The organism is Stenotrophomonas sp. HMWF003 (genome assembly GCF_003061285.1).
In the GTDB taxonomy this organism is placed as follows: Bacteria; Pseudomonadota; Gammaproteobacteria; order Xanthomonadales; family Xanthomonadaceae; genus Stenotrophomonas; species Stenotrophomonas maltophilia_AP.
Genome location: NZ_QAIW01000402.1, coordinates 5,751 through 6,397, shown reverse-complemented (window position 1 = coordinate 6,397; position 647 = coordinate 5,751). Strand labels below are relative to the sequence as shown.

General features: G+C 68.5%; 2 pseudogenes. Both read left to right on the top strand.

Annotated elements, in window-relative coordinates:
- Window positions 1–413, top strand: a pseudogene (locus DBR34_RS23740) (DNA-3-methyladenine glycosylase 2 family protein); the annotation flags it as partial.
- Window positions 410–647 (top strand): annotated as a pseudogene (locus DBR34_RS23735) (cysteine methyltransferase); the annotation flags it as partial. The pseudogenes DBR34_RS23740 and DBR34_RS23735, both read left to right, overlap by 4 nt.

Sequence of the window (647 nt, the reverse complement as noted above, 5' to 3'; positions counted from 1 at the left end):
TGCCCGCCGGCCTGGACCGCCAGTTCCCGACCCCGCAGGCGCTGGCCGAGGCGCCGCTGGAATCGATCGGACTGCCGAAGACACGCGCCGCCACCGTCCGCGCCGTGGCGGCGGCGGTGGCAGAAGGCCGCCTGGATTTCGCCGCCGGCCAACGCCTGGAAAGCTTCGTGGAACGCTGCGTCGCCTTGCCCGGGATCGGGCCGTGGACCGCGCATTACATGGCATTGCGTGCACTGGCGCTTCCCGATGCCTTCCCCGCTGGCGACCTGGTCCTGCAGCAGGTTCTGGGCGACGGAACACGCCTGAGCGAACGCGCCACCGAAGCGCGCTCGCAGGCCTGGCGACCGTGGCGCGCCTATGCCGTGCTGCATCTGTGGCACCTGTCCACCCCCACCTCTGGAGTGAGCCCATGACCCTCTTCTACGACACCTTCGACAGCCCCATCGGCGCATTGACCGTGGCCGGTGACAGCCAGGGCATCCACCACATCCTGTTCGAAAACAACCGCTACGACGCCAAGGGCCGCGCGCACTGGAAGCACGACGCCGATGCGCTGCGCGATGCGCGCACCCAATTGCTGCAATACCTGCACGGTGACCGCCAGCGTTTCGAATTGCCGCTGGCACCGCATGGCACCGATTTCCAGC